At 71.0% G+C, this 26199-nt stretch carries 23 protein-coding genes and 2 pseudogenes; 12 read left to right on the top strand and 13 right to left on the bottom strand.

Annotation, left to right across the window (positions count from 1 at the left end):
• Positions 1-100: 100 nt before the first annotated feature.
• From ACZ6CL_RS40310 to ACZ6CL_RS40300, 3 genes are read right to left on the bottom strand one after another with little or no spacing between them, the layout of a single operon-like run.
• On the bottom strand, positions 101-868 hold the full coding sequence (locus tag ACZ6CL_RS40310) for an enoyl-CoA hydratase-related protein (protein ID WP_468945886.1): 768 nt from the start codon (positions 866-868) through the stop codon (positions 101-103).
• 25 nt (positions 869-893) lie between these two features.
• Positions 894-2225 carry a ferredoxin reductase domain-containing protein gene (locus ACZ6CL_RS40305; RefSeq protein WP_468945884.1) on the bottom strand — a complete coding sequence of 444 codons (1332 nt, stop codon included), beginning with the start codon at positions 2223-2225 and terminating at the stop codon, positions 894-896.
• Complete coding sequence (locus ACZ6CL_RS40300; RefSeq protein ID WP_468945882.1) at positions 2222-3802, bottom strand: amino acid adenylation domain-containing protein; 1581 nt, start codon at positions 3800-3802, stop codon at positions 2222-2224. The genes ACZ6CL_RS40305 and ACZ6CL_RS40300 overlap by 4 nt, the downstream gene beginning before the upstream one ends.
• A gap of 476 nt (positions 3803-4278) precedes the next feature.
• Here ACZ6CL_RS40300 and ACZ6CL_RS40295 point away from each other — a divergent pair, with 476 nt between their 5' ends.
• The gene (locus ACZ6CL_RS40295) at positions 4279-5322 is read left to right on the top strand and encodes a CobW family GTP-binding protein (RefSeq protein WP_468945880.1); all 1044 of its coding nucleotides are present in this window, start codon (positions 4279-4281) and stop codon (positions 5320-5322) included.
• A 7-nt stretch (positions 5323-5329) separates the two neighbouring features.
• On the opposite strand, the gene ACZ6CL_RS40290 is transcribed toward ACZ6CL_RS40295, so the two are convergent.
• The 4 genes and pseudogenes from ACZ6CL_RS40290 to ACZ6CL_RS40275 form a co-directional block, all read right to left on the bottom strand.
• The gene (locus ACZ6CL_RS40290; protein ID WP_468945878.1) at positions 5330-5764 is read right to left on the bottom strand and encodes a VOC family protein; all 435 of its coding nucleotides are present in this window, start codon (positions 5762-5764) and stop codon (positions 5330-5332) included.
• An 83-nt stretch (positions 5765-5847) separates the two neighbouring features.
• The gene (locus tag ACZ6CL_RS40285; RefSeq protein WP_468945875.1) at positions 5848-6087 is read right to left on the bottom strand and encodes a twin-arginine translocase TatA/TatE family subunit; all 240 of its coding nucleotides are present in this window, start codon (positions 6085-6087) and stop codon (positions 5848-5850) included.
• Between the two features lie 110 nt (positions 6088-6197).
• Positions 6198-6566: an ArsR/SmtB family transcription factor gene (locus ACZ6CL_RS40280; protein ID WP_468945898.1), complete on the bottom strand. Its 369-nt coding sequence runs from the start codon at positions 6564-6566 to the stop codon at positions 6198-6200.
• 30 nt (positions 6567-6596) lie between these two features.
• A pseudogene (locus ACZ6CL_RS40275) lies at positions 6597-7049 on the bottom strand (tellurite resistance TerB family protein); the annotation flags it as partial.
• A 161-nt stretch (positions 7050-7210) separates the two neighbouring features.
• On the opposite strand from ACZ6CL_RS40275, the pseudogene ACZ6CL_RS40270 reads away from it, so the two are divergent.
• Positions 7211-7396: pseudogene (locus ACZ6CL_RS40270) on the top strand (TerD family protein); the annotation flags it as partial.
• A gap of 160 nt (positions 7397-7556) precedes the next feature.
• Entirely contained in the window at positions 7557-8825 is a 1269-nt protein-coding gene (locus ACZ6CL_RS40265; protein WP_468945873.1) for a ricin-type beta-trefoil lectin domain protein, read from the top strand.
• An 18-nt stretch (positions 8826-8843) separates the two neighbouring features.
• Here ACZ6CL_RS40265 and ACZ6CL_RS40260 read toward each other — a convergent pair whose 3' ends face one another.
• Positions 8844-10244 (bottom strand): glycoside hydrolase family 43 protein, encoded by a 1401-nt coding sequence (locus tag ACZ6CL_RS40260; RefSeq protein WP_468945870.1) that lies wholly within the window; start codon positions 10242-10244, stop codon positions 8844-8846.
• A 258-nt stretch (positions 10245-10502) separates the two neighbouring features.
• On the opposite strand from ACZ6CL_RS40260, the gene ACZ6CL_RS40255 reads away from it, so the two are divergent.
• Entirely contained in the window at positions 10503-11963 is a 1461-nt protein-coding gene (locus ACZ6CL_RS40255; RefSeq protein ID WP_468945868.1) for an FG-GAP-like repeat-containing protein, read from the top strand.
• An 89-nt stretch (positions 11964-12052) separates the two neighbouring features.
• A complete protein-coding gene (locus ACZ6CL_RS40250; protein ID WP_468945865.1) occupies positions 12053-14008 on the top strand; it encodes a cellulase family glycosylhydrolase in 1956 nt (651 codons plus the stop codon).
• 37 nt (positions 14009-14045) lie between these two features.
• Here the strand turns inward: ACZ6CL_RS40250 and ACZ6CL_RS40245 are convergent, their stop codons facing one another.
• Positions 14046-15029, bottom strand: a complete 984-nt coding sequence (locus ACZ6CL_RS40245; protein ID WP_468945895.1) for an aldo/keto reductase — start codon at positions 15027-15029, stop codon at positions 14046-14048.
• A 222-nt stretch (positions 15030-15251) separates the two neighbouring features.
• Here ACZ6CL_RS40245 and ACZ6CL_RS40240 point away from each other — a divergent pair, with 222 nt between their 5' ends.
• The 3 genes from ACZ6CL_RS40240 to ACZ6CL_RS40230 all read left to right on the top strand — a co-directional run bounded on the left by ACZ6CL_RS40240 (position 15252) and on the right by ACZ6CL_RS40230 (position 16935).
• Positions 15252-16229 carry a carbon-nitrogen hydrolase family protein gene (locus ACZ6CL_RS40240; protein ID WP_468945862.1) on the top strand — a complete coding sequence of 326 codons (978 nt, stop codon included), beginning with the start codon at positions 15252-15254 and terminating at the stop codon, positions 16227-16229.
• A gap of 89 nt (positions 16230-16318) precedes the next feature.
• Positions 16319-16558: a hypothetical protein gene (locus tag ACZ6CL_RS40235; protein ID WP_468050962.1), complete on the top strand. Its 240-nt coding sequence runs from the start codon at positions 16319-16321 to the stop codon at positions 16556-16558.
• Positions 16559-16560: 2 nt separating this feature from the next.
• On the top strand, positions 16561-16935 hold the full coding sequence (locus ACZ6CL_RS40230) for a toxin Doc (RefSeq protein WP_468945893.1): 375 nt from the start codon (positions 16561-16563) through the stop codon (positions 16933-16935).
• Between the two features lie 50 nt (positions 16936-16985).
• Here ACZ6CL_RS40230 and ACZ6CL_RS40225 read toward each other — a convergent pair whose 3' ends face one another.
• The 3 genes from ACZ6CL_RS40225 to ACZ6CL_RS40215 all read right to left on the bottom strand — a co-directional run bounded on the left by ACZ6CL_RS40225 (position 16986) and on the right by ACZ6CL_RS40215 (position 20104).
• A complete protein-coding gene (locus ACZ6CL_RS40225; RefSeq protein WP_468945891.1) occupies positions 16986-18203 on the bottom strand; it encodes an MFS transporter in 1218 nt (405 codons plus the stop codon).
• A 57-nt stretch (positions 18204-18260) separates the two neighbouring features.
• Positions 18261-18764 (bottom strand): MarR family winged helix-turn-helix transcriptional regulator, encoded by a 504-nt coding sequence (locus ACZ6CL_RS40220; RefSeq protein ID WP_468945860.1) that lies wholly within the window; start codon positions 18762-18764, stop codon positions 18261-18263.
• Between the two features lie 83 nt (positions 18765-18847).
• Positions 18848-20104: a YncE family protein gene (locus ACZ6CL_RS40215; RefSeq protein WP_468945857.1), complete on the bottom strand. Its 1257-nt coding sequence runs from the start codon at positions 20102-20104 to the stop codon at positions 18848-18850.
• 212 nt (positions 20105-20316) lie between these two features.
• Here ACZ6CL_RS40215 and ACZ6CL_RS40210 point away from each other — a divergent pair, with 212 nt between their 5' ends.
• The 4 genes from ACZ6CL_RS40210 to ACZ6CL_RS40195 all read left to right on the top strand — a co-directional run bounded on the left by ACZ6CL_RS40210 (position 20317) and on the right by ACZ6CL_RS40195 (position 25444).
• Positions 20317-21213: a Gfo/Idh/MocA family protein gene (locus ACZ6CL_RS40210; protein WP_468945856.1), complete on the top strand. Its 897-nt coding sequence runs from the start codon at positions 20317-20319 to the stop codon at positions 21211-21213.
• Between the two features lie 69 nt (positions 21214-21282).
• Entirely contained in the window at positions 21283-22026 is a 744-nt protein-coding gene (locus tag ACZ6CL_RS40205; RefSeq protein WP_468945853.1) for an HAD family hydrolase, read from the top strand.
• Entirely contained in the window at positions 22023-24368 is a 2346-nt protein-coding gene (locus ACZ6CL_RS40200; protein ID WP_468945851.1) for a glycoside hydrolase family 65 protein, read from the top strand. The genes ACZ6CL_RS40205 and ACZ6CL_RS40200 overlap by 4 nt, the downstream gene beginning before the upstream one ends.
• A 26-nt stretch (positions 24369-24394) precedes the next feature.
• A complete protein-coding gene (locus ACZ6CL_RS40195; protein WP_468945888.1) occupies positions 24395-25444 on the top strand; it encodes a PHP domain-containing protein in 1050 nt (349 codons plus the stop codon).
• Between the two features lie 15 nt (positions 25445-25459).
• Here the strand turns inward: ACZ6CL_RS40195 and ACZ6CL_RS40190 are convergent, their stop codons facing one another.
• Positions 25460-26032, bottom strand: coding sequence for a YceI family protein (locus ACZ6CL_RS40190; protein ID WP_468945849.1), 573 nt, complete (start codon positions 26030-26032; stop codon positions 25460-25462).
• Between the last annotated feature and the right edge of the window lie 167 nt (positions 26033-26199).

The raw sequence follows: 26199 nt of genomic DNA, 5'->3' as shown, positions 1-26199 counted from the left end.
AGGCGACCTTCTTCTTAGCGGGGGTGGGGGGGGAGCCCCCTGAACAACCCGCCGTTCCCCTTCCCCGGGAATGGGGGCGGAACCACGCCGCGCCCTTACGTCAGCGGCCGGTGAAGCGCGGAGCGCGCTTCTCACGGAACGCGGCCATCCCCTCGGACTGGTCCTCGGTGGCGAACAGCGCGTGGAAGGAGCGCCGCTCGAAGAGCATTCCCTCGCGCAGCCCCACCTCCAGCGCCCGGTCCACCGCCTCCCGCGCCGCCATGGCGGCCGGTTTGCCGTAGGACGCGATGCTCGCTGCCACGGCCGCCGCCTCCGCCATCAGCTGGTCGTCGGGGACCACCCGGGAGACTAGCCCGGCGCGCTCCGCCTCCTGCGCGCCCATGGTGCGCCCGGTCAGGACCAGGTCCATCGCCTTGGCCTTCCCGACCAGTTTCGTCAGCCGCTGTGTGCCGCCGATGCCCGGGATCACGCCCAGTTTGATCTCCGGCTGACCGAAGGTGGCCGATTCCGCGGCGAGGATGATGTCGCACATCATCGCCAGCTCGCAGCCGCCACCCAGCGCGTAGCCGGACACCGCCGCGATCTTGGGAGTGCGCAGCGCGGCGAAGGCGTCCCAGCCCGCGAAGTAGTCCTCGGTGAACATCTCGACGGAGGACTTGGGCTCCATCTCCTTGATGTCGGCGCCCGCCGCGAACGCCCGCTCCGAGCCGGTGATCACGAAGCAGCCGGTCCCGGGGTCGCGGTCCAGCGGCCGCAGCGCCTCGACCAGTTCGTCCAGCAGAGCGCCGCTGAGCGCGTTGAGCACCTCGGGGCGGTGCAGCGTCACGGTGACGACGCGCTCCTGCCGCTCGATCTTGATGAAATTCACGGTGTCTCCTTCCGCGTGGGCCGGTTCACGAGTCCCAGATGGCGCCGTACGCGGGGATTCCGCGGCACTCCAGGCCGTGGACCACCCGCCAGGTGAGCTTCTTGTTGGAGATGCAGATGACGGCCTCGGCCCCGAAGTCCGCGTACGCCTCGTAGGCGAGCCGGACCATGTCGGGCTTGCCGTGTTCGGAGGTGTCCCAGATGACCGCGTCGGGCTGGACGGCCAGGATCTCGTCCACCAGGGCGTCGCCGTAGGTCGTACGGGGCGCCCGGGTCGCCCACACCAGCCGCGCCGGGACCTGCTGGGCCAGCAGGTGGGGGAGGCAGGGACCGATACCGCTGCCGGTGGCCACGTAGACCACCTTGTGGAACAGCGTCTCGATGTTGGCCACGCCCGCGGTGGTGATGCCCTTCACCCACACCCGGGACGGCGCGTCGTCGATGAACCTCCCGGTCCAGTCCCCGGCGCGGGAGATGGTGAGCCGGAATCCGGACTCACCGGGCGCGGGCACATTGGCGAACGAGTGCCATTCCCGCAGCGGGTTGCGGCTGATCGCCGTCGAGGACCCGGCGAAGGGCGTCACCCCGTGGTTGAAGCGGGCGAGCGCCACATGGGCGGAGGGGCGTTCGACCGCCACCGGCACCCGGCGCAGCCGCAGCCATGGCAGCGCCACACTGAAGGTGATCACGGCCAGCCCCCAGACGCCCGGCGCCGTCAGCAGCCGCCCGGCGGCGGATCCGTCGCTCTTCCCCTCGCCCCGGCCGTCGAGCGTGGTCAGCACCGTCTGCGCCCAGAAGAGCACGAGTGCCGCCCAGCCGCCGAAGCGGTGTGTCTTCTCGAAGTGGTCGTGGAACCGTGCCCGGAAGGTCGGCAGCGCGGTGGCCGTGATCCCGAGCAACAGGAGGACCAGGGCGTACGAGACGGCGAGCGTCGCGCCCGGGGTGGCGTGCCGGGTCAGCGAGCCCACCAGGGCGAGGAACCAGAGTGTGCCCGCGAGGGCCCCGCCGACGTGCACCCCGCCGAAGTGGTAGACCTTCGCCAGCGTCCACCGGATCCGCAGCGGCCAGCTGGTGGGCGCCGCGGTGGCGACGCGGAAGAGCAGATTGACGACGTACTGCTGACGGATGACGATGGCCAGCGCGAAGTTGACGAGCGCCGCGTCGGAGAGCGTGCCGGGCGGCAGACCCTCACCCGAACGGGACAGCAGGAAGGCCAGGTTGACGGCCAGGACCAGGGCGATCAGCCGGTTGTAGTGCATCATGCGCGGATGCTTGAGCAGCCCGCGCACCCCCGGTGTCCGAGGCGGCAGCGGCAGCTCCGCGGTGCGCGGCGGCGCTTCGGCGCGGGGTGTGGTCACGACGCCACCTCACCGGCGGTACGGCGTTCGGCGGCCAGCCGCAGCAGGGCCGGCTTGTCGACCTTCCCGCGGCTGGTCAGCGGAAGCGCCGGGAGCGTGTGAACGGCCACCGGCACGCAGTAGTAGGGGAGTGCCCGGGCCACGGCCTGCCGCGCCGCCTCGGGATCGACCCGCAGCGGGGCGGCGAAGGACACCAGACTGCGGTCGTCCAGCTTGAGCGTCACCGCGCGGACGCAGCCGGGGACCGCTTCGAGGACGGCCGACACCGAGTCCAGTTCGACCCGGAAGCCCCGCACCTTGACCTGGTCGTCGGTGCGGCCCAGGTGTTCCAGCTCGCCGTCCGGCGTCCAGCGGCCCAGGTCGCGGGTACGGAACATCAGCCGCCCGCCACCGAGGAACGGGTCGGGTGCGTACCGTTCCGCGGTGAGGTGCGGATTGTGCAGATAGCCCGCCGACACGCAGTCGCCGCCCGCCCACATCTCGCCGGTCTCGCCGATGGCGCACGGGCGCCGCTCGGCGTCCAGGACGTACACGGTGTTGTTCGGAGTCGGCCGTCCGATGGTCAGCCGCAGCGCCGCCGGGTCATGGCGCTGCATGGTGTTGACGATGGTGGTCTCGGTCGGCCCGCACGCGTTGTAGAACGTGCAGATCCGGGCCCAGCGGTCGGCGAGCGAGCGCGGACACGGCTCCCCGGCGACGGCGGCGACTTTGACCCGTCCGCACAGCTCCGGGTCGACCGCGCTGAGCACGGTCGGGGTCGCGATGACCACGTCCACCCGGCGTACGGTCTCGGCGATGTCGGTGCCGCGGATGACGAGGGTGGCGCCGTGGCTCAGACACCCGAGGATCTCCCACGCGGCCATGTCGAAGGCCACGTTGAGGATCTGCGATACGCGCGTTCCGGGCCGTATCCCCAGGTCACCGGGGTCGGTGAGCAGGAGGTTGCACACATTGCGATGGGTGACGGTGACCCCGTTGGGCGTCCCCGTGGTGCCGGAGGTGAAGAGCACGTAGCAGCCGTCGTCCGGTGTCACGGGCCGGGCGGGGACGAACGCCTGTCCGTCTGTCTCGTCGTCGAAGGGTTCGGCCAGCGCGGTGTCGAGCGGGATGACGGTGCGACCGGACAGCGCGGGGACGCGGTCCGCGTAGTCCGACGTCGTGAGGATCACCCGGGTCGATGCCGTGCGGATGACATGGCCGAGCTGGGCCGGGGGCGCCAGCCCCACGTCCTGCGGCACGTACGCCGCGCCCGCCTTCAGGGTGGCCAGCAGGCCGACGAGCAGGGGCAGGGAGCGCCGGACGAACAGCGCGACGTTGTCCCCGGGGCGTACGCCCAGCCGCGCGAGCCGGGCCGCCAGCCGTCCGGCCTGCCGGTCCAGTTCCCCGTACGTGATCGTCTCGCCGAGGTGCTCGGCCGCGACGGCGAGCGGGGAGGCGGCGGCGTGCCGCTCGATGGCCTGGTGAATCAGGGAGCAGGGGAGGGTGGCCACCGGCCCCTGGCCGAACCGCTGGAACAACCGCCGGTCCGTGGCGGAGAGGTGCCGGAGGGGATCGGCGGGTCGTGCGTCGTGAGGCATGGTGTGTATCCGCATATGTCGCCCACTCTCGTTCGACAAGTCGGTCATCGTTCGGCTGATGGGGCATAAGGAGCCCAGTGCGGGGGTGAAGGGTGACGATGATGAGCCGTATGAGGTGCGGAGGTGGCACTGCGGCGAGGAGATCAGGCCGCCGCCGACCGGGCCACATGCGTATCGTGTGGCACGCGGTCACCAGTCGTCTCGCTTGCTTGAGAGCTTAAGGACCCGCACGGCGCGCACGGAAGACAGGCGACGGGCGCGAGTTGGCCAGGATCCCACTAGAGTGCGCCCGCGCGGAAAGGTATACCTTGCGGCCTTGATGCCGAACCTGGTAATGGCCGAAGCGGGGCGGCGCCACCGAAACTGACAGCATGTCAGCTCACTCGCCGATGGCCGAGATCCGCCCCGGGCCGCCGTCCGGATAGCATGAACGGCCCGCCCGCACCGCCTACGCATCGCCGCACGGAGACAGAGCCTTGGCCACACAACGGATCCCGGTCCTTCTCGTCACGGGTTTCCTGGGTTCCGGAAAGACCACGATGCTCAACCATCTGATGCGCGACAGCGTGGACACCCGGATCGGGGTCATCGTCAACGACTTCGGCAGCGTCAACATCGACGCCATGGCCGTCGCCGGACAGGTCGACTCGATGATCCCCATCGAGAACGGCTGTCTGTGCTGCGCGGCGGACGCCTCCGAAATGGACGAGATGCTGGACCGGCTCACCGACCCGGAGCTGCGCATCGACGTCATCGTGATCGAGGCGAGCGGTCTGGCGGAACCGCAGAGCATGATCCGCACGCTGTTGTCCAGCGGCAATGAGCGCATCCGCTACGGGGGCCTGGTGGAGGTCGTGGACGCCGCCGAGTTCACGAGCACCCGCGACCGCCACCCCGAGCTGGACCGCCATGTGCGCGACGCCGACCTGATCGTGGTCAACAAGACCGACCGGGTGGGGGAGGACGAGCGGCGGCGCGTCCTGGAGACCGTCGCCGAGATCGCCCCGGGGTTGCCCGTCCTCACCGCCGAGCACGGCCGCGTCGACCCCGGTCTCCTCTTCGACCACGAGCCCCGGGAGACGCCCGAGGAGCGCTTCCGGCAGCTCTCGTTCGCCGATGTGTGCGACGGCACCGAAGAGCACGACGACCACCGCCGCCATCTGCACGCCGCGTACGAGAGCGTCGAATTCACCTCGGCCGAGCCGCTGGACCCGCGTCGCTTCATGCGATTCCTCGACGCCCGGCCCGCGGGCCTCTACCGCCTCAAGGGCTTCGTCCACTTCGCCGGCGCCGCACCGCGGCGGAAGTACGGGCTGCACGCCGTCGGCGCGTACCTCCGCTTCCAGCCGGTGCCCTGGGAGCGCGGGGAGCCCCGCACCACCCAGCTGGTGATGATCGGCACCGGCATCGACGCCGACACCCTCACCAAGCGGCTGACCGACTGCGTCGCGACCCGCCCGGAAGAGGCCGACGAGCGGCACATGATGGGCGTGCTGCGTTACGTGGACGACGCGGACTAGCCGGGCGTCACGGAGCGCCGAAATCGGGCAGGGTGACCGACCCGTCCTCGGCGAGCGGGAACCCGGGGTTGTGCGCGACCTCCCAGGCGTGACCGTCCGGGTCGGCGAAGGCGCTGGAGTAGAAGCCGATGGCGTTGACGGCCGCGGGCTTGGTCACCGTCCCACCGGCGCCCTCCACCGCCGCGAGCAGAGTGTCGACCTCCGCCTCGGAGCGCACGTTGTGCGCCAGGGCGATCCCGCCGAACCCGGCGGCGGGCCCGGGCTCCAGCCCGCAGTCCCGCGCGAGCTTATCGCGGTCCCACAGCACCACCCCGAGCCCGCCCGCCTGGAAGAAGACGGTCTCCTCGACTTCCTGCCCGCGCCAGCCCAGGGCCTCGTAGAAACCCTTGGCCCGAGCGAGGTCGGACACGCCCAGCGTGACCAACGTGATGCGCTGTTCCATGCGATCACGGTACGGCTCAGAGCCCCCGCGAGAACAGCGCCGCTGGCGTCGTGCGGGAACGCGGCGACTTCCCAGGAGAGGTATCAGCCCCGGCCGCTGTCAGCTCCCGGGGCCTTGCGCGTGACGTCGCCGGGGGCGACCCGGATGACGCGCGGGGCGTTCGGGGTGTTGGCCGAAGCGTCGTCGGCCTTCATGGCCTTGGCCTCGCTCTTGAGGATGCGGGCCGCTTTGCCCGCGGAGCGGGTGAGGTCGGGGAGCTTCCTGGCGCCGATCAGGACGATGGCGACGATGAGGAGGAGAGCGAGCTCGCTGAGGCCGAACATGGGTGGGTGGTCTCCTCCAGTAGGTGGCGGCCCGTGGCAGGGGCCGCGAACGACGATGTCAATCTACAGCACTGTAGAAACCTGGGCCAGGGTGCCATCGAGCCGCTTGGTCACGTTGAATCACCCCGCCCGGGCTCGGGCGGCAGGTGGCTCGGTGCCGGTGTCGGTGGTGCTGGGGCGTGCAGGTAGGAATGGAGCTGCCCGAGGAGTTCGGTGATGTTCTCCTGGTCGGTGCGGTAGCGGACCAGCTTGCCGGTGCGTATCGACTGGAGCAGCCCTCCGCGCCGGAGGACGGCGAGGTGTTCGGAGGTGGTCGACGGGCCGAGTCCGGCACGTTCGGCGGCCTCGCCGACCGTCAGCTCCTCGCCATCGGCGAAGTGCGAGAAGAGCCTTTGGCGCGTGCCGCTGGCCAGCGCCTTGAGGAACACCTGAAGCTCGTCTCCGGGCAGGGCGGCCCCGGGGCGGGTCTCCCGTTCCATGTCGCCGGGATCGTCGGCCGCGTGCGGTGCCAGGTCGAACTCGGTCGGAGGGATGTCCAGGGCGAAGCACGCTTCGCGGACGACCGCCCGTTCGTTGTCGTCGAAGTGGCCGTCGGCGCCGCCGATGACGATGCCGATCTGGACGACGGCCCGTGCCTCGGCGGGCTTCTTCTTCGCTTTGGCGATCTCCCGCACCGCATTGACCTTGCCGAGGTCGAAGTCCACGGTCAGCTTGTCGAGGTTCTCCTCGAAGCGGCGGTGCAGATCGTCCGAAGGAAACGTCTGGAGCACATCGTTGGTGGCGATGAGCTGGGCGACGCGTTCCCGCTCCGAGGGGTCGATCCTGCCGTCCGCCGCCGCCACCAGGGCGCACATCGCCATGCTGGCGTCCCGGAAGGCTCCGCTCTTCAAGTCGCTCTTCTTCGCCGTGAGCTGGGCCTGCATCGATTGGACCGAGTCCTTGAGGCGGTCCCACAGCGCCATCTTGCATCTCCTTGTCGGTGCTCCCCGTCGCGTGACGCGGAAAAAGAAAACTACAGGTTTGTAGAGAGGTGCCGCGAAGGCGGCTGTGCCTCCGCGGGGTCTGGTGGCTTCAAATGATCGGTCACCCGTTCCGGTTATTTCTACAGTCCTGTAGATTCACTGTCGGTCGGGCATGCGGCGCGAGCGGGATGTGCCGCTTCGAGCGGACCGGGGGCGGTCACGATGAGGCCGCGATGGTGTTCGGCCGGCCGTGCCGGCGGGGCGGGGGGTGGAAGTTCCGCGCGATCGGCCAGGGGTATGCGGTGGGTCTGCTCGGGATCGCCAGGGGATGCGGCGTCCAGGTGTGAGCTTCGTCAGTGCTCGGTGAGCATTTGGTCCATACCAATCTCTTGACAGGGTCTTCCTCCACTTCTTAAATCACGTAGTGAGCTGAACACCTGTCAGGCTTCACCCCCGCGCCTCATGGCTCTCCGCGCCTGTCATTCACATGTTCCGGAAGGGAGAGCCATGGGCTCCCCGCGCATCCCCCGGCGGCTGCTGCTGTCCTTCGTCTCGGTCCTCGCCCTCGCGTCGCTGTCCACTGGACTGGCGCAGGGCGCGCCCGCTTCCGCGGCGAATCCCGCCGCGCGACCGGCGGCGGCCGCCGCCGTCACGTTCTCCGACGAGTTCGACGGGCCCGCGGGCTCCGCCGTCGACGGCGGCAAGTGGCAGATCGAGACGGGGGACAACGTCAGCAACCATGAACGCCAGTACTACACCGCGGGAAACCGCAATGCCGCCCTCGACGGGCAGGGCCATCTGGTCATCACCGCCCGCCGGGAGAACCCGGACAACTATCAGTGCTGGTACGGAAGGTGCGAGTACACCTCCGCCCGGCTGAACACGGCGGGCAAGTTCACCACCACGTACGGCCGGGTCGAAGCCCGGATGAAGGTTCCGCGCGGGCAGGGTATGTGGCCGGCGTTCTGGATGCTCGGCAACGACATCGGACAGGTCGGCTGGCCCAACTCGGGTGAGATCGACGTCATGGAGAACGTGGGCTTCGAGCCGTCCACCGTCCACGGCACCCTCCACGGCCCCGGGTACTCGGGGTCCGGCGGCATCGGGGCCGGGTACACCCTGCCCGGCGGCCAGGCGTTCGCCGACGCCTTCCACACCTTCGCGGTCGACTGGAGCCCGAACGCGATCACCTGGTCCGTCGACGGAACCGTGTACCAGCGGCGCACCCCTGCCGACCTCGGCGGACGGCAGTGGGCGTTCAACAAGCCCTTCTTCCTGATCCTCAACCTCGCGGTCGGCGGCTACTGGCCCGGAGACCCCGACGGCAGCACGGTCTTCCCTCAGCAGCTCATCGTCGACTATGTCCGGGTGAGCACCGACAGCGGTCAACCGGGCGGCGGTGCCATCACCGGCGTCGGCGGCAAGTGCGTGGACGTGGCGGGCGCCAACAACGCCAACGGCACCCCCGTGCAGCTCTACGACTGCAACGGCTCGGCCGCCCAGCAGTGGACCGTCGGCGGCGACGGCACGATCCGTGCGCTGGGCAAGTGTCTGGACGTGGCATCGGGCGGCACGGCCGACGGCACCCCGGTCCAGCTCTACGACTGCAACGGCAGCCCGGCCCAGCAGTGGGCCGTCCCCGCGGCCCGCGACATCGTCAACCCGCAGGCCGACAAGTGTCTGGACGCCAGTGGCGGCAGTTCGGCCAATGGCACCCGGCTGCAGATATGGACCTGCACCGGCGCCGCCAATCAGAAGTGGACGGTAACCCGGTGAGCGCTCCCGCTCGGAGGCTCAGTAGCCGACACGGAAGGTCGCGTCCTGACGCTCGGTCGCCGTGGAGATGGGATCGATGCGCAGGACGTAGTTGGAGTGGCGGATGTAGCGGGTGGGGTTGTTGTACGAGCGGAAGGAGGCCCAGGTTGAGTCGGCCAGGCCTGCTGTGCGGTAGAAGGTGGCGTCCGCGGCGAACGCCGACGTCCCGTCGTTGACGTCGAGCCGGAGCTGGTAGTCGTAGTGGCGCAGGTAGCGGGTGGGGTGGTTGACCGACTGGAAGGAGATGCCCGAGCTGTCGGCGAGGCCCGGCACCAGCTTCCACAGCGAGTCGGTGTACAGGTCGAAGGGGTACGTGTCGATACGGCCGACGTAGCCGAAGTGGCGGACGTAGCGGTCCGGATAGTTGTACGACTTCAGCCGGTTCCAGGCCGGGGCGCCCCACTTGGCCATCAGGTTTCCGTACTCGGCCGTGGTGATCGTCGTGATGCCGCAGTGCTTGGAGTTGACGGGCTGGGTGTAGGTCCTCTGGTCGAGCGCGGTCCAGGTGCCGGAGGCGAGGTCGGTGCTCCGCCAGGCGTAGAAGACCCCGTTGGGGGTGTAGGTGTCGCCCCACAGGTACCAGGTGTTCGAGGTCAGGGACTTGTAGACGGTCGGGGCCTCGGTGCCACCGTGCGCGACACCGGCGCTGAACTCCCTGAAGCTCCCCGGGTTCAGGGAGGTGGAGCGGGCCGCCACCAGGGTCTGGCTCTTCTTGAAGAAGAGATAGTTGTAGCCGTTCACGCCGACGGCCATGTTTCCGTCGATCACGTCATAGCCGGGGTCGAAGAAGACCTGCGGGGCGGACGCGGTGACGAAGTCGCTGGTGTAGTTGACCATGATCACGTTGTGGCCGCTGGAGTTGACCGAGGAGTAGATGACCGCGTACTGCCCTCTGCCCGCGTCCCAGAACGCCTCGGGGGCCCAGCTGTGGGTGGTCATGTCGTGCAGCTTCAGCCGCCGGTAGCCGGTGAAGGCGCGCAAGTCCGTGGAGTCCCAGACATGGACGTACTGGCTGTTGTAACTCCAGTCGGTCCCCTTGAGGTCGGTGGCGAGGACGACGAACGTGCCGTCCTGTTTGCGCATGAGGAACGGGTCGCGCAGACCGAGGGCGCCCGCGGTGGGGGTGACCACGGGGTTGTTCTGGTTCAGCGGCGTCCAGTTGAGGGAGTCCGTGCTCACGGCGAGGTGGAGGCCGTAGTCGGTGCCCGCGCCGAGGCTGGTGGACTCGGTGAAGTAGCACATCGCGTAAGCCGAGTCGGCGGCGTGGGCCGTTCCGGCGCCGAGGGCCAGCGCGCCGGATACCGCCAGGGGAGTGGCGGCGGCCATGCCGAGGAAGCGGCGCCGGGACGGCTGGGAGCCGGGGCGGAGCACTGCACTCATCTCGGTCTCCAAGGGAGGATGTGCGGCCAGGCACCAGATGGTGTCGATATTTCGAACAGAGTTCGGTAAACCGATCAGAACGTAGACCGTGACAGCTGACGCGTCAATCGTCGGGAGGCGGTGCGTCACATTGCTTGAACTGACCGGCAAGGCGCCGCCTAGGGGATTCCCTAGGTCCCGGTGCGCAACCGTTCGGCGACTCCGGCTGTCCTGGTGGGTGTACGTGAGGTAAACGCTCACCAACGAGCTGGAGGATTTGTGCGGCCCCGTTCCCTTTCCGCCGTCGCGCGCTGCGCGACGGTGGTCGCGCTTGTGACCACCCCCGTCTTACTCGCCGCCCCGTCGGCGGGCGCTGCCGAGGCCCGCGCCACCGCCGCGGCCTCCGCGCCGCGGGCCGACTTCAACAAGGACGGATACGCCGACTTCGCCATCTCCGCGCCGAGCGGCACCGTGGGCGGCAAGGCCAAGGCCGGTTATGTCGCCGTCGTCTACGGCTCGGCCTCCGGTACGGACACCGGCCACCGGCAGATCGTCAGCCAGGCCACCGAGGGTGTCCCCGGTGACCCCGCCGCCTCGGCGTACTTCGGCGAGGAGACGGTCGCCCGCGACCTGGACGGCGACGGCTACACCGACCTGGCGGTCCAGACGGGCAACAAGCCCGCCACCACGGTCCTGTGGGGCTCGGCGAACGGCCTCGGCGGCGGCACCCAGCTGCCCGGCGGCGACGGCGACAACTTCGGCTACAGCACCATCGCCGGTGGGGACTTCAACGGTGACGGCCACGCCGATCTGGTCGACCAGGTCATCGTCAACAAGGGCTCGGAGCTCGACGAGACCACCGGGCTGCGCGTCCGCTTCGGCCCGTTCACCCGTGAGGGCGCGGCGGCGGGGAGCGCCACCGTTGACACCGGAAAGATCGACCGGCCGACGAGCCTGACCGCGGGCGACATCACCGGCGACGGCAAGGACGAACTCGTCAGCACCCACGCCTTCGAGGAGATGTCCGAGGACACCCTCGTCTGGAAGGGCGGCACGGACGGCCTCGGGAAGACGCCCACCAAGCTCACCGACGCCGCCGCCACCACCGTCGGGGACGTCGACAAGGACGGCTACGGCGACCTGATCATGCGCACCGTCCCCGGCGGTGTCGTCGAGGACCTGCCGTACGACCACGGCACCCTCAAGGTGTTCTACGGCACCGCGTCCGGGCCGAGCACCACCCGCACCGCGACCATCGACCAGAACACCGCGGGTGTGCCGGGCGTCAACGAGGAGGGCGACCAGTTCGGTAACGCGCTGAGTGCCGACGACGTCAACGGTGACGGCTACGCGGACGTCGCGGTCGGCATCCCGTACGAGGACCTGGAGGCCGGTCAGAAGGACGCGGGCAGCGTCGTCCAGCTGTACGGCGGCGCGGGCGGCCTGTCCGGCACCGGCGCGCAGGCGTTCACCCAGGACACCGCCGGGGTCCCGGGCGCAGCCGAGGCGGGCGACTACTTCGGCGCGGCGGTCCAGCACGCCGACACCGATGGCGACGGCAAGAGCGACCTGTCCGTGGGTGCCCCCGGCGAGGACGGCGCCCACACCTCCAGCGGCGCCGCCTGGGTGCTGCGCGGCGCGTCGGCCGGTCTGACGACCGACGGCATCGTCTCCTTCGGTCCCGACGGGCTCGGCGCCCCGGAAGCGGGTGCGGGCCTGGGCAGCGGTTTCCCGCGGTAACCCGATTGTCCTGATGCGTCGCGAACGCCGAACGATCCGCTGAGCGCCACTAGTTGACGATTCTTCATGTCTACTGGACGGTAGTGTCCATGGCGACGCATGCGACGCGAGGCACCGTGACTTCAGGCATACGGAACGGCCGCACCCGAGCGGGCCGAACAGGGCTGCTCGGGGCGGCCGTTCTGCTGGTGGCCGCGATCGTGGCCCCGGCCACCCCGGCGGCCGCCGCCGAGCCGCCCTGGTTCGACGGACGGGCCGCGGACGAGGTGACCACGGACGGCACCCGGTTCGCCGACGGCCACGGCCGCGAGGTCGTGCTCCGCGGCTTCAACGTCTCCGGCGAGACCAAGCTGGAGGAGAACAACGGCCTCCCCTTCGCCAGCGTGGCCGACGCCCGGAAGTCCGCCGCCGCGATGCGGAACCTGACCGGGGCGAACTCGGTGCGCTTCCTGCTCTCCTGGGCCCACGCCGAACCCCGGCCCGGCGAGGTGGACACCGGCTACCTGGAGCAGGTCACCGCCCAGATGAAGGCCTTCCTCGACGCCGGAATCCGGGTCTACCCCGACTTCCACCAGGACCTCTACTCCCGCCACATCTTCGACAAGGACAGCTGGTACAGCGGCGACGGCGCCCCCAAGTGGGTTGTCGACGCGGGCGGCTACGGCAAGGAGTCCTGCGGCATCTGCGCCCACTGGGGCCAGAACATCACCCAGAACCAGGCAGTCATGAAGGCCACCCGCGACTTCTGGCACAACCGCGCGCTGACCACCAGCGCCGGGACCGTGCGCGTTCAGGACGCCTTCCTCGCCACCGCCGAGAAGACCATGTCCTACCTCGCCCAGCGCCTCCCCGCCGACGCGTTCGCCCGCGTCACCGGTTTCGACCCGCTCAACGAGCCCTACGCGGGCGTCTACGACGACGGCCAGAACAGCCGCACCTGGGAGAAGGACGTGCTGTGGCCGTTCTACGAGAAGTTCCGCGCGCGCATGGACGCCGCGGGATGGCGGGACAAGCCCGCCTTCGTGGAGCCCAACATGTTCTGGAACTCCAACCTGTCCTTCCAGCGCCAGGAGGGCGGGCTGCTCGACGGGGGAAAGCCTGGCTCCCGCTATGTCTTCAACACCCACTACTACGACCAGAAGGCCATCTCGGGTGTCTTCATGCCCGGTAAGGCCGCCGACGGCCAGTACTCGACCGACTTCGGTGCCGTCCGCGACCGCGCCACCGCGCTGAACACCCCCGCCGTCATGAGCGAGTTCGGCCATCCGCTCACCGGCTTCACCTCCGACAAGGCGCCCACCGTCCTCAAGGGCATGTACCAGGCGCTCGACTCCCGCCTGCCCGGCGCCACCTGGTGGACCAAGCCCGCCACGTCCGGCTCCGTCCTCTCCTCCAACCAGTGGCAGTGGGACCTCTACAACGGCCGCCACCGCGAGGCGATGAACGGCAACACCTCCAAGATCCTCACCGAAGGCGACGCCTGGAACGACGAGGACCTCTCGGCCGTACGCCTCGATGACTCCGGCAACGCCCAGCTGCGCCAGGACGCCCGGCTGCTCGACCGCCTCTACCCGCGCGCGGTAGCGGGCCGCACGCTCGCGTTCACCTTCGAGGACCGCTCACGCGACGGCAACACCACCCTCAGCTGGGACCGCATCCCCAGCTCCCTCCCCAACGTCGCCAAGCTCACCGGCTCCGGCCGCTACGGACTGCTGGTGTGGCGCTCCGACGGCCGCACCGACGCCCCCACCGAACTGCACCTGCCCCGCGACTTCGACCCCGCCACCACCACCGTCGTCTCCGACCTGGGCACCGTCACCGGCCCGCCCGCGTACACCGCGCAGGGGCACACCGCCGACCACCCCATCGCCGCCGCGGCCGAGCCCGGTGGCGCGGACGCCCGCCGGCTGGTGCTCTCCGCACCCGGCGACAGCGGCACCCTGCACTACGCCCTGGTCGCCGACGGCACCGCCGCCCCCACCGCGGAGCTGCGCGCCGCCGCCCAGCGCGAACTGACCGGATGGGCGGCGACCGCGGGCTTCTGAGTCGCGGGCTTCTGAGGCCATCAGCCCAGGAAGAACCTCACCAGCGGTGGTGCACCTGGGCGCGGATCCGCCGGTCGTACAGCTCGCCGATGGCGTCCAGGGTGGACTGCGGCAGCGGCGGCAGCGCCGCTGCCGCCGCGTTCGCCCGTGCCTGCTCGGGGCCACGCGCGCCGGGGATGACCGAGGTCACCCCCGGCTGCTGGACGATCCACCGCAGCGCCGTCTGCGCGGGCGTGGCACCATCCGGCGCCAGCTTCCCGAACTCCACCGCCGCCTCGACGCCCTCCTCGAAGTCCACCCCCGAGAAGGTCTCGCCCTGGTCGAACATCTCGCCGTGCCGGTTGTACGTGCGGTGGTCGTCGTCGGCGAACAGCGTGTCCTTGGTGTACCTGCCCGACAGCAGACCGGACGCCAGCGGCACCCGCGCGATGATCCCCACCCCGGCCTCCGCGGCCGCCGGAACCACCCTCTCCAGCGGCTTGAGCCGGAACGGATTGAGGATGATCTGCACACTCGCCATCCCCGGCCGCGCGATCGCCGTCAGCGCCTCCTCGCAGGTCTCCACGCTGACCCCGTACGCCGCCACCCGGCCCTCGTCCACCAGTGTGTCCAGCGCGTCGAACACCGCGTCGGTGGCGTGCACCGAGGACGGCGGGCAGTGCAGCTGCACCAGATCGAGCGTGTCCACACCCAGGTTGGCCCGTGAACGGTCGGTCCACTCACGGAAGTTGTCCAGCGTGTAGTTCTCCGCGACCTGCGGCACCCGCCGCCCCATCTTGGTGGCCACGAAGATCCCGGCGTCCGGCCGGTCCCGCAGAAAGCGCCCGATGAGCTGCTCGCTGCGCCCGTCCCCGTACACATCGGCGGTGTCGAAGAACGTCACCCCCGACTCGACGGCCGCCTCCAGCACGGCCAGGGCGTCCGCCTCGCTGACGTCGCCCCAGCCCGCGCCCAGCTGCCAGGTCCCCAGCCCGACGACGGAGACCTCGCGCCCGGTCCGGCCGCACACCCGCTGCTCCATGGTCACGCTCTCCTCCTGCGATGTCCCGCGATCTCCTGTGATGCGGCTCACCGTACCCTCACCTCCCGCGCACCGGGCCGTCCGGCCTGGTCGCCGGGGTCTTACGAGCGGCCCCGGGTGCCCGGTAGCGTGGCGGGCATGCTGTGACGCCCGCCGCGCGCCCGGGGACCACCGGCCACTCCTTCGCCTCCGCTCCATCAGCCGACGAAGGAGAGACCAGTCATGACCACCCTGACCGTCGCCCTGCTCCAGCTCGCGCCTCCCGGCCGCGACGCGCGGGCGAACCTCGCCACCGGTGATGCCGCCTGCCGCCGGGCCAAGGCCATCGGCGCGGACGTCGCGCTCTTCCCCGAGATGTGGAGCAACGGCTACCGGCCGGCCGTCGCCGACGACGCCACCGGCGACCTCTACCGCCACCCCCGGCTGTGGGACGGTACGCTGCCCAAGTCGCCGCCCGCGGCGCACGAGGCGATCTGGGGCGATGCGGCGATCACCCGTGACGGGCCCTTCGTCGGCCACTTCCGCGAGCTGGCGGCCGAACTCGACATGGCGATCGCCCTCACGTACCTGGAGAAGTGGGACGGGGCGCCGCGCAACACCGTCTCCCTCATCGACCGCCACGGCCGCCTCGCCCTCACCTATGCCAAGGTGCACACCTGCGCCTTCGGCTGGCCCGAGGCCGCCCTCACCCCGGGGGACGGTTTCGAGGTATGCGCCCTGGACACGGCGGCGGGCGAGGTCATGACGGGCGCGATGATCTGCTACGACCGGGAGTTTCCGGAGAGCGCCCGGGCCCTGATGCTGGCCGGGGCGGAACTCGTCCTCACCCCGAACGCCTGCGATCTGGAGATCAACCGGCTCGGCCAGTTCCGGGCCCGCGCCTACGAGAACATGACCGCCCTGGCCATGGCCAACTACGCGGGCCCCGGCTGGGGACACTCCATCGCCTTCGACGGCGTCGCCTTCACCGAGGACGGCTCCTCCCGGGACATGCTCGTGATCGAGGCGGGCGAGGCCGAGGGGGTCTACCCGGCGGTCTTCGACCTCGACGCGCTCCGCGACTACCGGCGCCGCGAAACCTGGGGCAACGCGTTCCGGCGCCCCGCCGCGTACCGAGCGCTGACGGATCGCGAGGTGCGCGAGCCGTTCGTAAGGGTGGACCAAAGCGGTGCCCGGCCACCCGGAGCACAGGCTCCGTAACGCTTGTCCAGACTTGTCAAGTACCTACAAAAGCATGGTGTGAGCTGGGGCGATTGCTGACGGGGTACCGGACAAGTAGGGTGTGCCGCATGTCAGCACTCAACGTGGAATTCAGCGATCGGGAACTTGAGGACCTCCGCCAGATCGCCAAGGAACGCGGTACGACGATGAAGGCCCTCGTCCGTGAGGCGACCGTCGCCGACATCGCCCGCCACCGCGCCCTGGAGGAAGGCGCCGAGGTCTTCAGGCGCTTCTTCGCGGACAACGCGGACGCCTTCGCGGACGCGTTCCCGGACGACGAGCATCGTCACCCGGGGCAGGCCGCGTGACGATGCCGCCGCTTCACATCGACATCCCGTGGCTGCTCCAGCGCCATGAGGAGGTCCTGCCCGAACAGCCGGCCATCTCCGACTTCTCGGGGCTGGTCGCCGCCGTGGCCCGCCACCGCGTCGACCCGCCGCGCCTGGGCGTCGATCCCGACCCGGCGTGGCGGGCCGCGGCGCTGCTGCACACGCTCGCCACGCTCAGGCCGCTCCCGGCGAGCAACGCGCGCTTTGCCAGCGCGACCGCGGTGGCCTACATGCACGCGTCCGGCGAGGGCATCGACCCGCCGTACGGCGCGCTGATCGACCTGGTCCGGGACATCCTGTCCAGCAAGGCGGACGTCTTCGACGCGGCCGGGCGCATCCGCTGCTGGCGCATCTGACGGCGGCGTTCGCCTCAGGCCGCGGAGACCGAGGCGGCCTCGGCGCCCCGTCAGGCAGCCGCCTGGGCCCGTTCCGCCTCGGCGAGCTGTGAGTGGCCGGTGGCCAGGACGGCGATGCCGAGGGCGACGGCGGCGGCTCCCACGTAGAACGGGGCGTGCACCCCGGCGCGTTCGGCGAGCTTGCCCGCGGCGTACGGGGCCAGTCCGCCGCCGATGAAGCGGACGAAGCCGTACGCGGCCGAGGCGACGGGCCGTTCGACGGGCGCGACGGTCATCACCGCCTGAGTGGTGATGGTGTTGTTCACGCCGATGAAGGCACCGGCCACGACGACCGCCGCGATCAGCGTCGTCCTTGAGGTGGTGAACACCGCGATGACGAGGATGTCGAGGGCGAACAGCGCCAGGTTCAGATACAGCGCGCGGGCTATGCCCAGCCGGGCCTGGAGCCAGGGCGCGCCGAAGACGGAGAAGAGGGCGACGAACATGCCCCAGCCGGTGAAGACATAGCCCAGCTCATGGGTGCCCAGGTCCATCGGATAGGGCGCGTAGCCCAGCACCGTGAAGAAGCCCCAGTTGTAGCAGAGCGCGGTCAGCCCCATGGTGAGCAGTCCGCGGTGGCGCAGCGCCTTCAGCGGGTCCATGACCGAGGCGCGGCGAGCCGGGGCGGGGGTGGGTTCGACGAGCACGATGGTCGCGATCAGGGCGATGGCCATCAGGACCGACACCCCGAAGAACGGCCCGCGCCAGCTGATGGCGCCGAGTTCTCCGCCGAGCAGCGGGCCCACCGCGATGCCGATGCCCAGGGCGGTCTCGTAGAGGATGATGGCGCCGCCGAAACCGCCGCTGGCCGAGCCGACGATGACGGCGAGCGAGGTGGCGATGAACAGGGCGTTGCCCAGCCCCCAGCCCGCGCGGAAGCCGACGATCCCGTCGATGCCGCCGGACGCCCCCGCGGCCGCGCTGAAGAGCACGATGAGCACCAGACCGGCGACCAGGGTGCGCTTGGCGCCGATGCGGCTGGAGACGAAACCGGTGACGAGCATGGCCACTGCCGTGACCACCAGATAGCTGGTGAACAGCAGCGACACCTGGCTGGGCGTGGCCCGCAGCTTGCTGGAGAGGGCGGGCAGGATCGGGTCCACGAGGCCGATGCCCATGAAGGAGATGACACAGGCGAAGGCCACCGCCCAGACGGCCTTGGGCTGCTTGAACGGGCTGGTGGCGCGGGGACCGGCGGGGCGGGATCCGGCGACGTGGGGGTCGGCGATACGGGAGTCGGCGGGGAGTGAGCCGGCGCGTGAGTCAGCGGACAAGAAGGGCTCCGTTCAGGAAGCGGCACTCCCCGGGGGTCTGCGGGTCCGCCCCGCGTCCGCCGCCAGCCGCTGGAGGGCGGGGGCCGCGGCGCGGACGGCGGCGGCGAGCGCCTGTTCGTCCTCGGGGGGCAGGGTGGCGAGCAGTCCGGCCAGTCGGGCGGTACGGTCGCGGCGCCGTTCGGCGAGCAGTGTGCGCCCGCCATCGGTGATGGCCACCAGCACCACGCGCCCGTCGTGCGGATCGTCGATCCGGGTCACCAGGCCCTGCCGCTCCAGCCGCTGGACCAGCTGCGTCATCGAGGGCTGGCTGACGCCCTCGTCGGCGGCCAGCGCGGTGAGCCGGGCCGGGCCCTCCCGGCTCAGGCGGCCGAGCGTGGAAGCCGCGGTGAAGCTGATGTCCCGGGTGGTCAGATGGCGCACCGCGAGAAACGCCAGCTGCTCCAGCGCCTCCGCGGCCTCCTCACGGGCCGCGCTGCCCTCGGTCTCCGACGAGCCGGACTGGTGTGTGTACTCCACACGTACATATGTATCACGGGCCTATATAGCCGGGCTATGCATCGGACGCCAGCCGATTCCGCCGGGCTCAGCAGTTCAGCGGCTCAGCGGAAGATGCCGGTGTGGCCGAGGGAGTAGCGGCCCGGCTGCGGATAGACGGCGAGCCCGTGCGGGCCGCCGCCCACCGGGACCCGGGCGCGGAGCCGACCGGTGCGGGTGTCGATCGCGTACACCTCGCCGTTGTAGCGGCCCGAGAGCCACAGCACCTTGCCGTCCGCGGAGACACCCCCCATGTCGGGGCTGGTGCCGCCGGGCAGCCGCCAGCGGCCGGTGAGCTTGCCGGACTTGAAGGACAGCAGGGAGACCGTGCCCTCGCCGCGATTGGAGATGTAGAGGGTGCGGGAGTCCCGGCTGACGTACAGGCCGTGGGCGCCCTTGCCGGTGGGCAGCAGCCGGGGGCGGCTGAAGGTGTCCCCGTTCAGGACCCACACCCCGTTCGCCACCATGTCGGCGACGTACCAGGTCTTCCCGTTCGGCGAGATCTTGACGTCCTGCGGCATGGCTCCGGCGAGCGGCAGCCGCTGCTGGCCCACCACCTTCATCCGGGCCGTGTCCACCTTCAGCAGTTCGCCCGAGAACTCGCACGAGACGATGAAGTAGCGCCCGTCGGGGGAGAAGTCCGCGTGGTTGACGCCGAAGCACTTCACCGGCACCGACTTCACCACCCGCATGGTGTGCGCGTCCCGGAACACCAGGGCCCGGTCCTTGGAGGCCATCACCACGGCGTGCTTGCCGTTCGGGGTGAAGTAGAGGTTGTACGGGTCGTGGACGTCCACCGGGCGTCCCAGTTTGCCGGTCGCGGGGTTGATCGGGGTGAGGGTGTTGCCGAGGTCGTTGTTGACCCACAGCGTTTTCAGATCCCACGACGGCACCACGTGCTGCGGCTGGTGGCCGACCCGGATGGTGCGGACCACCTTGTACGTCTTCGGGTCGATCACGCTCACCGTGTCCGACAGCGTGTTGGGCACGTACACCCGTGACGGGAACTTCTTCACCGTCCGCGACAGCTTGCCCGGCCGGTCCGCCGCGTACAGGTCGTGCGGATCGAGCGGCGCGGGCATGCCCGGCAGCAGACGCGCCCGGGCCGCCTGCTCGGCCGCGGACTGCGCCCGCGCCGAGTGGTGCGGCGCCGCCGGCTTCCGCGGGTGGGAGGCGCGCTCCGGGGCGGAGGCGCAGGCGGGCACTGCCGCACCGCACAGCAGCAGCGCCGCGATCGCGCGCGCCGGGGCGCGGCGACGGCCCGGGGAAGGCCGCGTCGCACGGCCCGGTGTCGTGCGGCTCGGGCGGGTCGGGCTGGCCACGGACATCCTCCAGCGGTGAGGGGAGCGCGGCCGTGCGCGGGCTGCGGCCGGGCCGTGGCCCAAGATTGTCACCGCCCCCACCCTCCGGCATCCGCCCACGTCCAAGCAGGTGAGCGGCGTACCTCCGGCGACGTGCCCGGGGGGGACAGCGGCGTAGGATCGCGCCCGGCCGCGGGAGCGTCCCGCGGCGGACCGGGCGAAAGGGCGGACGGATGCGCTTCGGACTGCTGGGAACCGGCCCCTGGGCCGCGGAGACCCACGGCGCGGCACTCGCCGCGCACCCCGACGCGGTACTCGCCGGGATCTGGGGCCGCGACCCGGCCAAGGCGGCGGCGCTGGCCGACCGCTACGGCACCCGCGCCTACCCCGACGCGGACGCGCTGATCGGCGACGTCGACGCGGTCGCCGTCGCCCTCCCGCCGGACATCCAGAGCGGTCTCGCCGAGCGCGCCGCACGGGCCGGGCGCCATCTGCTGCTGGACAAGCCGGTGGCCTTCACCACCGCTGCCGCCGACCGGATCGTCGCCGCCGCCGACGAGCACGCGGCGGCCTCGGTGGTCTTCTTCACCCGGCGCTTCGCCGCGCCCATCGCCTCGTTCCTGGACAGCGCCGCCGCGGCCGGGGGCTGGGACGGTGGCCGGGCCACCGGCTTCGGTTCCATATTCCGCTCCGGCAGCCCGTACGGCAGCTCTCCCTGGCGCCGCGAACGCGGCGGGCTGTGGGATGTCGGTCCGCACGCCCTGTCGCTGCTGCTGCCGGTGCTGGGCCCGGTGGCCGAGGTCACCGCCCTCGACGGACCGCGCGGCGCCACGCACGTCCTGCTGCGGCACGAGTCGGGCGCGGTCGGCAGCCTCGCGCTCACCCTGGACGCCGCGCCCGCCGCCGCCGGATTCGGCTGCGACTTCTACGGGGAGCAGGGAACGGCCGAGGTGCCCGACCCCAAAACCACGGCGGTGGAGGCGTTCACCACGGCCGTCGACCGGCTGCTGCGCGCCGCCCGCGAAGGCGTGGCCGACCCCTGCGACGTGCGGTTCGGCCGCGAGGTGGTCGCCGTGCTGGAAGCCGCCGACCGCTCCCGCCGCGAGGGCCGCACCGCCGTACCGGGCTGAGCGGTTCCGCGTACCCGCGCTGGAGAAATCCCCCGCATACTCCGGCGGAGGCGGGGGGACCCGGGGGCCATGACGAAGCTCTGCCTCCCGGCGGGCATCCGGGCCTGCCTGTTCGACCTCGATGGCGTGCTGACCCGGACCGCTGTGGTGCACGCGGCGGCGTGGAAGCAGATGTTCGACGAGTTCCTGCGGCGTCGCGACGGACCCTCCTTCGAGCCCTTCGACAAGACCACCGACTACGACGAATACGTCGACGGCCGCCCGCGCGCCGACGGCGTACGCACCTTCCTGGCCTCCCGGGACATCGACCTCCCCGAGGGCGGCGCGGATGACCCGCCCGACAAGGACACCGTCCAGGGGCTCGGCAACCGGAAGAACCTCCTCGTCCTGGAGAAGATCCGAGAGGACGGCGTCGAGGCATACCCAGGATCAGTGCGATTCGCCGAGGCCGTACGGGAGGCCGGACTGCGCACCGCGGTCGTCTCCTCCAGCGCCAACTGCCGCGACGTCCTGATCGCCGCCGGGATCGAGCAGCTCTTCGAGGTGCGCGTCGACGGCGTGGTGGCCGCCGAGCGGAAGCTCCCGGGCAAACCCCATCCCGACGCCTTCCTGGAGGCCGCCCGGGAACTGGGCACCGCCCCCGCCGACGCGGCGGTCTTCGAGGACGCCCTGGCGGGCATGGAGGCGGGCCGCGCCGGGCGCTTCGGCCGGGTCATCGGCGTGGACCGGACCGGGCAGGCGGACGCGTTGCGCGCACACGGCGCCGACATCGTCGTCAAGGATCTCGCCGAGCTGCTGGAGGGCGCCTCGTGATCACCGATGCCTCGTATGCCGTCGAGCCGTGGCAGCTGCGCGAGACCGCGCTCCGCCTCGATCTGCTGCCGCAGAGCGAGTCCGTTTTCGCGCTCTCCAACGGCCATGTCGGCTGGCGCGCCAACCTCGACGAGGGCGAGCCGCACGGCCTGCCCGGTTCCTACCTCAACGGGGTGCACGAGCTGCGCCCGCTGCCGTACGCGGAGGCCGGATACGGCTATCCCGAGGCCGGTCAGACCATGATCAACGTCACCAACGGCAAGGTCATCCGGCTGCTGGTGGACGACGAGCCCTTCGACCTGCGCTACGGGCGGCTGCGCTCCCACGAGCGCGTGCTCGACCTGCGCGGCGGCGTGCTGCACCGCACCTGCGAATGGACCTCCCCCTCGGGAACCAGCGTGCGGGTGCGCTCGACCCGGCTGGTCTCCCTCACCCAGCGGTCCATCGCCGCGATCGCCTACGAGGTGGAGGCGGTGGACGCCGAGATCCGGGTCGTCGTCCAGTCCGAACTGGTCGCCAACGAGCAGCTGCCGGAGCGCGGCGGGGACCCCCGGGTGGCCGCAGCGCTGGAGAGCCCGCTGGAGGCCGAGGAGAACGCCGCCGTCGACAAGCGGCTGCTGCTGATCCACTGCACCAGGGACAGCGGGCTGCGGGTCGGCGCCGCCGCCGACCACCTGATCACCGGACCGCCGCCCACCCGCCACGCCAGCGAGAGCGGCGACGACGTGGCCCGCCTCACCGTCACCTCCGTCCTCAAGCCGGGCGAGAAGCTGCGGCTGGAGAAGCTGGTCGCCTACGGCTGGTCCGGCGCGCGCTCCCTGCCCGCTGTCCGCGACCAGGTCGAGGCGGCGCTCGCCGGAGCCGTCTCCACCGGCTGGCAGGGCCTGGTCGACCAGCAGCACAGCTGGCTGGAGGATTTCTGGGCCCGCGCCGACGTCGAGGTCGAGGGCGACGCCGAGATCCAGCAGGCCGTGCGGTTCGGCATCTTCCACGTCCTGCAGGCCGGTGCGCGCGCCGAGGAACGCGCCATCCCCGCCAAGGGCCTCACCGGCTCCGGCTACGACGGCCACACCTTCTGGGACGCCGACACCTTCGTCCTGCAACTGCTGACCTACACCTTCCCCGAGGCGGTCGCCGAGGCGCTGCGCTGGCGCCAGTCCACCCTGCCCGCCGCCCGGGAGCGGGCGCGCCAGCTGGGCCACGAAGGCGCCGCCTTCCCCTGGCGGACCATCGACGGCTCAGAGTGCTCCGCCTACTGGCCGGCCGGGACCGCCGCCTTCCACATCAACGCCGACGTGGCCGACGCCGTGGTGCGCTACGTCGCCGCCACCGGCGACGAGGAGTTCGAACGCGAGACCGGGGTGGAGATCCTGGTGGAGACCGCGAGGCTCTGGCGCTCGCTGGGCCACCACGACCACCACGGCCGCTTCCACATCGACGGGGTGACCGGGCCGGACGAGTACAGCGCCATCGCGGACGACAACGTCTACACCAACCTCATGGCCCAGTCGAACCTGCGCGCCGCCGCGGACGTCGTGGAGCGCCACCCGGACAAGGGCTCGCTGCTGGGCGCCGACGACGAGGAGGCCGCGACCTGGCGGGACGCGGCCGAGGCCATGACGGTCCCGTACAACAAGACGCTGGGCGTCCACGAGCAGTCCGCCGACTTCACCGGCCACCAGGAGTGGGACTTCCAGAACACCCACCCCAGCCAGTACCCCCTCATGCTCCACTTCCCCTACTTCGACCTGTACCGCAAACAGGTCGTCAAACAGGCCGACCTGGTGCTGGCCCTGTATCTGCGCGGCGAGTGCTTCACCGACGAGGAGAAGGCCCGCGACTTCGCCTACTACGAGCACCTGACGGTCCGCGATTCCTCCCTGTCCGCCTGCGCCCAGGCCGTCATGGCCGCCGAGGTCGGCCATCTGCGCCTGGCCTACGACTATCTGGGTGAGGCCGCCCTGATGGACCTGCGGGACCTGGAGCACAACACCCGCGACGGCCTGCACGTCGCGTCGCTGGCCGGGACCTGGATGGCGCTGGTCGCCGGGTTCGGCGGGATGCGGTACCGCGAGGGCAGCCTGTGCTTCTCGCCCAAGCTGCCGGAGAAGCTGGCCCGGCTGGCCTTCAGCGTGCAAGTGCTGCGACGGCGGCTGCGGGTGGAGATCACCGACCTCACCGTCACCTACACCCTGGTCCAGGGCGCCCCGCTGGAGATCCAGCACTACGGCCGTCCCATCACCGTCTCCGACAAGTCGCCCCAGACCTGTGCCGTGCCCGAACAGACCGCCCGCGCCGAGCCCCGGCAGCCCCCGGGCCGCCGCCCGGACCGGCGCGCCTGAGCCACCGCGAGGATGATGGAGGCGTGGTGGACCCGCTGACGGCGCTGGACCGGATCGCGTTCCTGCTGGAGCGCGAGCAGGCACCGACGTACCGGGTGCGCGCCTTCCGCAATGCCCAGGCGGTGCTCGCCGAGCTGTCCCCGGACGAGGTGGAGCGACGGGCGGCGGCGGGCACGCTCGGCTCGCTCAAGGGCCTCGGCCCCAAGACCTCACAGGTGGTCAAGGAGGCGCTCAGGGGCGAGGTGCCCGCCTATCTCCAGAAGCTGGAACCCGGTGGCGGGGAGGGCCCTGACCGGCCCGATGGGGCCGCGGACGAGCTGCGGGCCGCGCTGCGCGGCGACTGCCATCTGCATTCGGACTGGTCGGACGGCGGTTCCCCGATCGAGCTGATGGCCCGTACCGCAGCCCTGCTGGGGCACGACTGGGCCGTGCTCACCGACCATTCGCCGCGGCTGACCATCGCCCGGGGGCTCTCGGCGGAACGGCTGCGCGAACAGCTGGACGTGGTGGCGGCGCTGAACGAGACGTCGGCCCCGTTCCGGCTGCTGACCGGCATCGAGGTCGACATCCTGGCGGACGGCTCGCTGGACCAGGAGCCCGAGCTGCTGGACCGGCTGGACCTGGTGGTGGCCTCCGTCCACTCCAAGCTGCGGATGGACGCGCGCCCGATGACCCGCCGGATGGTGACAGCGGTCGGCGATCCGCACGTCGACGTGCTGGGGCACTGCACCGGGCGGCTGCTGGGCGGTAAGCGCCCCGAGTCGGCGTTCGACGCCGCCGAGGTCTTCGCGGCGTGCGCGGAGTCGGGAACCGCCGTGGAGATCAACTGCCGTCCGGAGCGGCTGGATCCGCCGCGCAGGCTGCTGCGGGAGGCGGTTCAGGCGGGGACGTTCTTCTCGGTCGACACCGACGCCCATGCGCCCGGTCAGCTCGACTGGCAGATCAACGGATGCACCCGGGCGGTGGAGTGCGGCGTGCCGAAGGAACGGATCATCAACACCTGGACGGCCCGGCAGCTGGGGGAGTGGACCCGCACCCGCGAGCCCCCGGGCCGCTGGGGAGCCCCGGGCCGCTAGGGGGTGTCTTGCCGCTCAGCTACGCCCGCCCTCGGGGTCGAGGACGGCCTCGACGTCGAGGGTGAAGTCGACCATGTCGCTCACCACGACCCCGCCCTTGTCCACCGTGTCGTTCCAGGACACCCCGAAGTCATGCCGGTTGACCCGGCCCTTCGCGAGGAAGCCCGCCCGCTGCCTCGGCCCCAGGTCCCGGTCGCCCTCCCACCAGGGCGTGCCCCACTGCCCCAGATAGGTCACATGCAGCGGCACCCGGCGGGTGACACCGCGCACCGTGAGATCGCCCGCGACCTCGAACTCGGTTTCGCTCAGCTGGCTGACGCCCGTGCCGGTGAACGTCCATGTCGGATGGTGCTCGACATCGAAGAAGTCCGCACTGCGCAGATGGGCGTCCCGCTGCGGCTGACCCGTGTACACCTGCGTGGCGTCGATCGTCGCCTTGATCCGGGCGTTCTCCGGCTGGTCCGGATCCACCTCGATCGAGCCCTGAACGTTCTTGAGCTGCCCGCGTACGTACGTGACCATCATGTGCCTGGCCTTGAATTCGGCGGCCGTGTGCCCGGGCTCGAAGAACCATTTGGTGATCCCCATATCCGCTTCCTGACGTGTGATCCGCTCGGTTCCCCCGGAACGATCATGCGTCAGACGCGGCGGATCCGCCGCTCCGGCGGCGGCACAGACCCGCGAACGGCATCGCGGTGTCCGTGCCGCCCCCGCGCGCGTCCGGACCGGTCGCAGCTGGTGACACCGGGGCGCCA

The sequence above is a fragment of the Streptomyces sp. NPDC041200 genome (assembly GCF_055591805.1).
Note: the sequence above shows the minus strand (reverse complement) of the source record. Positions and strands in the feature narration are given on the sequence as shown.